A 9,113-nucleotide genomic window follows, 5' to 3' on the forward strand; every position below is an offset into this window, starting at 1 on the left:
TTTTCAAACTTCTTTTTGCCGTTAATTTGAAGCGGTTAAAACCCTCTCAAATCAACCTGACTCAGTGTTTCGCTATTGCGCTCTGCCGTGTCAGTGGATGCGCATTATAGGCAGATTCTGAAACACCGCAAGGGCTTTTGGTAATAAAAACACAAAAAAAAGATCGCTTGATGAGTTTTTCATCAAAAGCGATCTTTTTTAATCAATTTATACTGTCTTAAGCCTATTTAGCTTGCTCTCACACAGTATAACTCGCGCTATTATTGGAATTGCTGCAAGAACTCTATCGCATTTTCATCATCCCAATCTACATATGTACGAACATATGCCACCAATTCGCCTTCTTTATTCAAGATAAAGGTAGCTGGAATTGTATCTAATGGGAATACTTCACGTAGATTCTGTTTTGCATCATAGTAAGAGTTAAACGAAGGTAAGCCAATTGACTCTAAAAAAGGGCTGACTTGCTTCTTGCCTTCTGCATCTATCGAAATTGGCATCAATACAAAGTCATCTTTACTCAACGTTTGCTCTAAACGATCCAAAGCTGGTAGTTCTCTTACACAAGGTGGGCACCATGTGGCCCACATATTCACAATAACGACTTTTCCTTTATGTTCTTCAAAGTCGACTTCTTTACCTTCTGCATCATTGAATCCAATGTGTGCAATTGGAAAAGGATTCTCAAGGACATTTATTTTGTCCAGTGTAGAATTGCTTACATGCTGCTGTTGCTTTTCCATTCCAGGATAAGCATTAACAGTGATAGTCACTGCTAATGCACTGAGCATGATCGCTTTGATCATGATATTCATTACTTATCATCCAGACTTTGTTTATTTTTCAACAAAGCTTCTAACTCATTACGATCAGCATCAGTCATTTCTGGTGCAGCTGTTGATTTACCACGTTGCTTACGAACTACAACGAGTGCTACATATAGTGCAATCAACATTAGAACAAATGGACCAAGCCACAGAATGTAAGTTTTAGGATCAAGTCTTGGCTTATAAAGAACAAAGTCACCATAGCGGCTTGTCATAAAATCGACAATTTCATCATTACTCTTGCCATCATCTACCATTGTGTAAACCTCAAGACGTAAATCTTGGGCAACTGGTGAGTTAGAATCAATTAAATTTTGATTTTGACATTGTGGGCAACGTAATTCATGCGCCAAACTTAATGCACGTTTTTGGTTATCAGCTGACTTAAATTCATATGTATCAACTGGTGTTGCCATGACATTGAAAGCTAAAACTAAACTTGCCATGAAGCCAACAAGTATTTTAAATGTCTTCATTCTTAAACTCCGTCTTGTTTCGCTTCAGCTTGCAACTCTTGGATCATTGGATAAAGCGTTTCGCTCCATACATTCCTGTCAATAGGACCTGCATAGCGGAAACGAATAATGCCGTTATGATCAACAATAAAACTTTCTGGTGCTCCATAAACCCCTAGGTCTAAACCTAAGCGTCCATCTTTATCAAAAATATTAAGCGTATAAGGATCACCTTCACGGCTTAACTCTCTAATTGCTGGAGCACGCTCATCACGATAGTTAACACCGTAAATCGGTAAAATGTTTTGACGCGCTAACATCATTAAATACGGATGTTCATACTTACAAGCTGGGCACCAAGTTGCCCATACATTAATAAGTGACACTTCGCCTTTAAGATTTTCCTGCGTTAGCATTTCACCCGGTGTTTCGAGACGTTCAAGTTGGAAAGCCGGAACCGGCTTTCCTTCTAGTGCTGAATCGAGCTTTTGCGGATTTAAGAATAACCCCTGATATAGAAAAACTCCCATCCCCAAAAACAATACCAATGGTATAAACAGCACCAACTTTTTCATATTTTCTCCAATAAATTAAGCAGTCGCTAATTTCGCTTCTTTAGTGTCATCTTTCGCGGTTTTAGTTTCTTTCACGCGGTAGCGTTTATCTGATGCAGCTAAGAAACCACCGACCATCATGAAGATAGAACCAATCCAAATCCAGCGAACAAACGGCTTGTAATTAAGACGTACTGCAAACTGAGTCATACTTAGTGGGTCACCCATAGTGACATAAAGGTCACGGAATAAGCCCCAATCAATACCAGCTTCAGTCATGTCCATTGTACGTACATTATATTGACGACGATCTGGTCTTAATAATGTGACAAACTTGTCATCTTGATAAACTTCTATCTGACCTTGCTGAGCAGTGTAGTTTGGACCGACAACATTTTTAGTTTCAATGTAGTTAAAGGTATAACCAGCTAACTCTTCGCTGATACCTGGGCCCATACGTACGCTTTTCTCAATCGAGTAGTTTGACACCATAGTCGCACCAACGATTGAAACTGCAATACCCATGTGCGCAATTAGCATACCCGTTTCACTACGACCAATCTTATTCAGAGTAAATTTACCATTTACGTCTGTAAGCAGGTTATAAGCCGCTCTGAATGTTGCAAGTGAAACCCAAGTTGCCATACCGATACCAAATACAACCCAAAGGTTTAATTCGTTACCAGCAATGAAAGGCGTTGCTAAACCAACTACTGCTGCAACAATTGCAGGGATAAGTAACTGACGTTTCAATTCACCCGCTTTAGATTTCTTCCAGCGAATAATTGGACCAATACCCATAAAGCCAAATAGTACTAATACGATTGGTACGAATACAGAATTAAAATATGGAGGTCCTACAGAAATCTTACCCATACCTAATGCATCAATTAACAGTGGGTATAGCGTACCAAGTAAAACGGTACCAGCTGCCACAGTTAGTAGAACATTACAGACTAATAAGAATGTTTCTTTAGATTTTAATTCAAATCGTGCAGGGCTACTCATTTCACTTGCTCGTAGTGCGAACAAGGTTAAGGAGCCACCGATAGCTAAACCAAGCAATAGTAGAATGAACATACCACGGCTAGGATCTGCTGCGAATGAATGAACTGATGTTAGTACACCTGAACGCACGATAAATGTACCTAACAAGCTTAATGAGAAAGCAAAGATAGATAGCAATACTGTCCAGTTACGGAATGCGCCACGCTTTTCAGTCACGATTAATGAATGAACAAGTGCGGTACCAATTAACCAAGGCATGAATGATGCATTTTCAACTGGATCCCAGAACCACCATCCGCCCCAACCTAGCTCGTAGTATGCCCACCAAGAACCTAGAGAAATACCACCTGTTAGGAATACCCAAGCAGCTAATGTCCAAGGACGAGACCATCTTGCCCAAGCTGAATCTAAACGGCCACTCATAAGCGCTGCAATAGCAAATGCGAAACTAACCGCAAAACCGACATAACCTAGATAAAGCATTGGAGGATGGAAAATAAGCCCTACGTCTTGCAACATTGGGTTTAAGTCACGACCTTCCATAGGAATTGGGAAAATACGCTCGAAAGGACTAGAGGTCAGGATCATGAATAATGAGAACCCAACAATGACCATTGCAAGTACTGCGAGTACGCGTGCAATGAACACTTCTTCCATACCTTTACTAAAGGTTGCAACCGCAGCTGCCCAAACCGTTAGAGAGAATACCCAGAAAAGTAATGAACCTTCGTGGCCACCCCATACAGCTGCAATTTTAAAGAAAATTGGTAGTTGTGAGTTGGAGTGATTTGCGACATAAGCCACAGAGAAGTCATCAACAGCAAAGCTATAGCCTAGGGTGATGACAGAAAGAGTGATAAAAAAGAACATACCGTAACAAATAGGCCAAGCATATCTTACGAGATACTGGTCTTTACGGGCTGCACCAAATAACGGCACGGTCATCAATAGAATGGCGAATGCCAAACCAATAATGAGCGAGAAGTGTCCAAGTTCAGGGATCATGGGTATTCCTCAATTTTAAAAAAGTTGTTCAAGCCATATAAAGGCTAAACAACGCATATCTATCATAATGCTTTAAAACAGTGATATTAACATTAGCTAATACGAATTTGCTTATATTTTAGTAGTTGCTGTTGTTTATGTCTGCCACTTTCGTGCAAAACTGGGTGACTTGTCTCATTCTCAAAAAAATAGAGAGTAAAAACACCCAGTTATCAACTGTTGAACATAGGACATAAAAAGTTCATTTAAGTTTCGTTTGTTTTTTTTATAGGTGATTAATCTGTGAACCAGTGCCCAACTATGACGATTCTGGTTCGGTTATATCGTATATTACTGTTCAATGAATCATCTTTACGTATAATCTAACTTCAAGTCAGGCGGCTAATCCGCTCTGTTTTTTCAGCAACCTAAAAGTGAATATTGAAACAATGACCACATTTTGGATATTTATTGCTCTTGTCGTCGTAATCAGTTTAATGCTGATTTGGGTCCCACATTTTCGTCAGCAAAAAATGTTAGCTGCTGAAGAATCAGGCGTACGTAAGCAAACAAACCTTGAACTATTTAACGAACGTGCAGCTATTCTAGAAAAAGAACTAGAAGATGGCTTATTAGATCAAACTGAGTTTGACGCACTAAAGAAAGAGCTTGAAATCGGCTTATTGCAAGATATGAAGCAAGATGGCGATGACTCTCTTGATACGAAAATTCAAGCTAAAGGGATCTTATGGCCATCATTTATGACCGTTTGTATTCTAGCTATTTCAGCGTACCTCTATCAATCATTAGGTGCTTACGAAGAGCTTGCTAACCCTCCACAAGCAGAGGCTAGCCCACATCAAGGCATGAGCAGCGAGCAAATTATGGCTCAACGCGTACAGATGATGGAGCAACAAGTACAAGCAGATCCTGAAAACAGCCAAGCTTGGTTTAGCTTAGGTCATGCTTATATTTCAGCTAATCAATTTGATCAAGCAATTGCTTCATTTGATAAAGTAATGGAATTAGTCGGTACTGCAGCAGAATTACTTGGGCCTAAAGCAACGGCAATGTATTACAAGAATGGCCAAGAAATGAATCCTCAAATTCAGGCATTGGTTGATCAGTCACTGGCATTAGACGCACAAGACCCATCAACATTACTACTTGTTGGTATGGACTCATTCTTTACCGCTGATTACCAAGCAGCAATCAACGCATGGCAAACTATTTTAGATAGTGGCCGCAGTGACATTGATCGCACAGCAGTAATGAATGCAATCGAATCTGCTAACATGCGTATTCAAGCTGAAACAGGCGAAATGCCAAATGACAGCAACCACAACCCAATGACGCAAGCTGCACCAACAGCTAAAACCGTTGATGTTGAAATTGCGATTTCACCAGAATTAGCTGATCAAGTTAGCTCTACTGATATGGTATTTATCTTTGCACGTTCAACGCAAGGACCTAAAGTACCTTTAGCTGCAACTAAAATCAGTGCTAACAGCCTTCCTGTTACAGTGACATTAGATGACTCAACTTCAATGGGTGGTGACGTTAAACTTAGCAGTGCCCAAAATGTTGAAATTATCGCAGTGTTATCTAAGCACGGTAGTGTGAAAGCGCAAACTGGAGACTTGAAAGGTGTTGTTGCATCTGTTGCAGTCGGTGAAGAAGCTAAACTAATGCTTGATACTGTTGTTCAATAAACAGTTTTTATAGACATTAAAAAACCGGCTAGTAGCCGGTTTTTTTATGAGTATCTAAAATTACTTAGACATGAACTCAATCGCTTTTTGGTAATCTTCATCAGTACAATCAGTACACATACCACCTGGAGGCATAGCGCCTTTACCAGTTTTAATTGTAGAAATTAGTGTGTCCATACCCGCCGCTAAACGAGGCTCCCATGCAGCAGCATCGTGCGCTTTTGGTGCACCAGCAACTCCCATGCTGTGACATACTTGACACGCTTTGTTGTAAACTGCTTCGCCATCTTGAGCGAAAACGTTTGTAGACAAAGTCAATGCAGCAACTGCAGTCATTGCTAATAATTTTTTCATGTTCATCGTTCCTAATGCAAATAAATTCAGAGCTCAATGCCACCTTTCAAAGCAGGTAGACTTATTAAATCGTCATCAGATTACTACAAACTTCAATAAAACTCACCTTTTTGTGATAAGAATCTCACCTTCATACTCAAATTAAGACAATAAAACTGTATTGAGTAATATATTAGAGAATCATGAAAAAGTTCACATTAGATGTATTTTATTGGAACCACTTCAAATACCTAGCACATAGATGGGTTGAATGCTAAACCCTTAATTGTGTTTATGATAATATTGATTTTGTATTCATCCTCAACACGTAAAAAGAGGGCTCAGTGACAGACAACAATCAGCAGCAAGTTTTAGTCAGGGCAAATGAACTGACGTGCATTCGTGAAGACCGTATTCTGTTTGATCAATTAAGCTTCGAAATTAATGCAGGTGATATTGTCCAAATTGAAGGCCCTAATGGTGCTGGTAAAACCAGCCTGTTGCGCATCATTGCTGGCTTATCTCGACCTTATGCTGGCGAGATTCAGTATATTGATACCGATATCAATCAATGTCGTGACGAGTTTAATGAAGATTTACTTTATCTTGGACACCTCGCTGGTGTTAAAAGCGAGTTAACAGCAAATGAAAACCTTAACTTCAATTTAAGGTTAAGTGGATATAATGATTTTGATAGTTATGATTTGCTCGCCAAAGTTAACTTAGGTGGCTTCGAAGAGGCTCTCGCTGGACATTTATCAGCAGGCCAACACAGAAGAACAGCCCTAGCCCGTCTCTGGCACACCAATTGTCGAATCTGGATCCTTGATGAACCATTTACAGCAATTGATAAAAAAGGTGTAGAAGAGTTGGAACAATTGTTTATTAAGCACACTCAAAGTGGTGGTTGCGTTATTATGACGACACACCAAGATATGAGTCTCATCACTGATGAAGTGCTTCGTAAGATCAAACTAGACTATCGCTTCGTATAAGGTACAACAATGAAAAGAGGCATCAGTTACACCCAAGCATTTCTGACATTGTTGCAGCGTGATTTAAAAATTGCGATTAGGCATCGTGGGGATATTTTTAATCCACTTTTATTCTTTGTCTTAGTTGTGACACTATTTCCTTTAGGGATTGGACCTGAACCACAGGTTCTGTCGCGCGTTGCACCAGGTATCATATGGGTTGCTGCATTATTGGCATCCATGTTGTCACTAGAGCGATTATTTAAAGCAGATTTTAATGATGGTAGCTTAGAGCAGATGCTACTAAGCCCTCAGCCTTTACCAATATTGGTATTATCGAAAGTATTGGCTCACTGGATTTTAACTGGTGTACCATTGATATTAGTAGCACCTTTATTAGCAGTCTTGTTACATTTAGAAAGTAATAGCTATACTGCACTCATATTAACGCTAACTGTGGGCACGCCCGTCTTATCGTTACTTGGTGCAATTGGTGTGGCGTTAACTGTTGGGTTACGCAAGGGTGGAGTATTACTTAGCTTATTAATTTTACCACTGTATATACCCGTACTAATTTTTGCTACCAGCGCTATTGATGCTGCTGGTTTAAATTTACCTTATACCGGACAACTTGCCATTATTGGCGCCATGTTGGTCGGATCATTAATTATGGCACCATTTGCAATTGGTGCTTCATTACGAGTGAGTACAAACTGATATGTGGAAATGGCTTCATTCATACGCTGATCCCGAGCGTGCATACAAACTAGCATCAACGCTTTTACCTTGGTTTGCGTTTTCTGCCATCTTATTGATAAGTGTTGGAACCATCTGGGGAATGTTATTTGCCCCAATGGACTACCAACAAGGCGAGAGCTTCAGAATTATTTATATTCACGTGCCATCTGCTTCAATGTCTATGGCCGCATATATGGCGATGGCATCAGCCTCATTTGTCGGTATCGTTTGGCAAATTAAAACGGCTGACTGGGTAGCAGCATCAATTGCACCTATTGGCGCCGTCATTACCTTTATTGCGCTATTAACTGGTGCTGCATGGGGTAAACCTATGTGGGGCACATGGTGGGTTTGGGATGCACGCTTAACATCAGAACTAGTGCTATTATTCTTATACCTTGGTGTTATTTCTCTTTATGCATCATTTGAAGATAAAGTGCTTGCAGCTCGTGCAGCAGGCATATTAGCCATCGTTGGTGTTATTAATATCCCAATCATTAAATACTCAGTTGATTGGTGGAGTAGCTTACACCAACCAGCCACCATCAAAATCACAGAAAAATCAGCTATGCCAATGGAAATGTTAGCGCCGCTGCTTATCAATATATTCGGTTTTGGCTTAATGATTGGTGCAATCACTTTGGTGCGCTATAAAGCAGAAATTTTAGCAAGAAATGGCATGCGCCCTTGGGTTAGAGAATTAGCAAAAGCGGAGGCATCTAAATGATCCAGTTTGAATCATTATCAGAATTTTTAAATATGGGCGGTTATGCATTTTATGTATGGTTGTCATACGGTGTTACCTTCGGAAGCTTAGGGATCTTATTATTCTTAAGCCTTCGCCAGAAAAGATCCGTCTTACTCGAGATATCTAAAAAGATGGAACGAGAAGACCGCCTTAAAGAAACTAGGAGTAGTAGATAGTGAACTCTAGACGTAAAAAAAGACTCACACTTGCCGTCGCATTAATTGCAGGTGTAGCAGGTATCGCATCATTACTTTTGTATGCATTAAACTCTAACTTAAACTTATTTTTTACCCCTTACGAAATTGTAAACGGTAAAAAAGACACTGGTGAAAAGCCTGAAATTGGTCAGCGTATTCGAGTCGGTGGAATGGTGACTGTTGGAACAATGGTTAGAGATCCAGAAAGCTTGCACGTAGAATTTGAAATTCATGATGCTTTTGGTGGTGCAATTACTGTTACTTTTGATGACTTACTGCCTGATTTATTCCGTGAAGGACAAGGTATTGTTGCTCAAGGCGTATTAATAAAGCCTGACACTATCGAAGCGACTGAAGTACTGGCGAAGCATGATGAAAACTACATGCCTCCAGAAGTTGCTGAAGCCATGGGTCAAACTCATGAGAAGCTAGACTACTCTGAGCAAAAACAAACTGAAGGTTACAAATACCAATAAGTTTTAACGTTCATACTAGAATGCCAATCAATCGATTGGCATTTTTTTTATCTACTGAACGGCCAGCTATATTTCTACCATTTCATTTGAGCCAGTGAGCCAGTGAG

Annotated in this window: 11 protein-coding genes; 6 read left to right on the forward strand and 5 right to left on the reverse strand. The window is 39.9% G+C overall.

Annotated features, from left to right (window positions below):
* Positions 1–260 precede the first annotated feature (260 nt).
* From BCU84_RS18875 to BCU84_RS18890, 4 genes are read right to left on the reverse strand one after another with little or no spacing between them, the layout of a single operon-like run.
* Complete coding sequence (locus tag BCU84_RS18875) at positions 261–815, reverse strand: TlpA disulfide reductase family protein (RefSeq protein ID WP_102529598.1); 555 nt, start codon at positions 813–815, stop codon at positions 261–263.
* Positions 815–1,303: a heme lyase NrfEFG subunit NrfF gene (gene nrfF / locus BCU84_RS18880; protein WP_102529599.1), complete on the reverse strand. Its 489-nt coding sequence runs from the start codon at positions 1,301–1,303 to the stop codon at positions 815–817. Before nrfF ends, BCU84_RS18875 begins: the two co-directional genes overlap by 1 nt.
* 2 nt (positions 1,304–1,305) lie before the next feature.
* Positions 1,306–1,857 carry a DsbE family thiol:disulfide interchange protein gene (locus tag BCU84_RS18885; protein WP_102529600.1) on the reverse strand — a complete coding sequence of 184 codons (552 nt, stop codon included), beginning with the start codon at positions 1,855–1,857 and terminating at the stop codon, positions 1,306–1,308.
* Between the two features lie 15 nt (positions 1,858–1,872).
* Positions 1,873–3,849 (reverse strand): heme lyase CcmF/NrfE family subunit, encoded by a 1,977-nt coding sequence (locus tag BCU84_RS18890; RefSeq protein ID WP_102529601.1) that lies wholly within the window; start codon positions 3,847–3,849, stop codon positions 1,873–1,875.
* A 428-nt stretch (positions 3,850–4,277) separates the two neighbouring features.
* Here BCU84_RS18890 and ccmI point away from each other — a divergent pair, with 428 nt between their 5' ends.
* Positions 4,278–5,540 carry a c-type cytochrome biogenesis protein CcmI gene (ccmI, locus tag BCU84_RS18895; protein WP_102529602.1) on the forward strand — a complete coding sequence of 421 codons (1,263 nt, stop codon included), beginning with the start codon at positions 4,278–4,280 and terminating at the stop codon, positions 5,538–5,540.
* Between the two features lie 60 nt (positions 5,541–5,600).
* Here ccmI and BCU84_RS18900 read toward each other — a convergent pair whose 3' ends face one another.
* On the reverse strand, positions 5,601–5,894 hold the full coding sequence (locus tag BCU84_RS18900; protein WP_102529603.1) for a c-type cytochrome: 294 nt from the start codon (positions 5,892–5,894) through the stop codon (positions 5,601–5,603).
* Between the two features lie 323 nt (positions 5,895–6,217).
* On the opposite strand from BCU84_RS18900, the gene ccmA reads away from it, so the two are divergent.
* The 5 genes from ccmA to ccmE are packed head-to-tail and all read left to right on the forward strand — an operon-like array spanning position 6,218 to position 9,006.
* The gene (gene ccmA / locus BCU84_RS18905) at positions 6,218–6,868 is read left to right on the forward strand and encodes a cytochrome c biogenesis heme-transporting ATPase CcmA (RefSeq protein WP_102529604.1); all 651 of its coding nucleotides are present in this window, start codon (positions 6,218–6,220) and stop codon (positions 6,866–6,868) included.
* Between the two features lie 9 nt (positions 6,869–6,877).
* The gene (ccmB, locus tag BCU84_RS18910; RefSeq protein WP_102529605.1) at positions 6,878–7,564 is read left to right on the forward strand and encodes a heme exporter protein CcmB; all 687 of its coding nucleotides are present in this window, start codon (positions 6,878–6,880) and stop codon (positions 7,562–7,564) included.
* 1 nt (position 7,565) lies between these two features.
* Positions 7,566–8,312: a heme ABC transporter permease gene (locus tag BCU84_RS18915; protein ID WP_102529606.1), complete on the forward strand. Its 747-nt coding sequence runs from the start codon at positions 7,566–7,568 to the stop codon at positions 8,310–8,312.
* Positions 8,312–8,509 (forward strand): heme exporter protein CcmD, encoded by a 198-nt coding sequence (gene ccmD / locus BCU84_RS18920; RefSeq protein WP_102529608.1) that lies wholly within the window; start codon positions 8,312–8,314, stop codon positions 8,507–8,509. The genes BCU84_RS18915 and ccmD overlap by 1 nt, the downstream gene beginning before the upstream one ends.
* Positions 8,509–9,006: a cytochrome c maturation protein CcmE gene (ccmE, locus tag BCU84_RS18925; RefSeq protein WP_102529607.1), complete on the forward strand. Its 498-nt coding sequence runs from the start codon at positions 8,509–8,511 to the stop codon at positions 9,004–9,006. The genes ccmD and ccmE overlap by 1 nt, the downstream gene beginning before the upstream one ends.
* The last annotated feature ends 107 nt before the right edge of the window (positions 9,007–9,113 follow it).

It is taken from the genome of Shewanella sp. 10N.286.51.B7 (assembly GCF_002873615.1).
GTDB classification, from domain to species: Bacteria; Pseudomonadota; Gammaproteobacteria; order Enterobacterales; family Shewanellaceae; genus Shewanella; species Shewanella electrodiphila.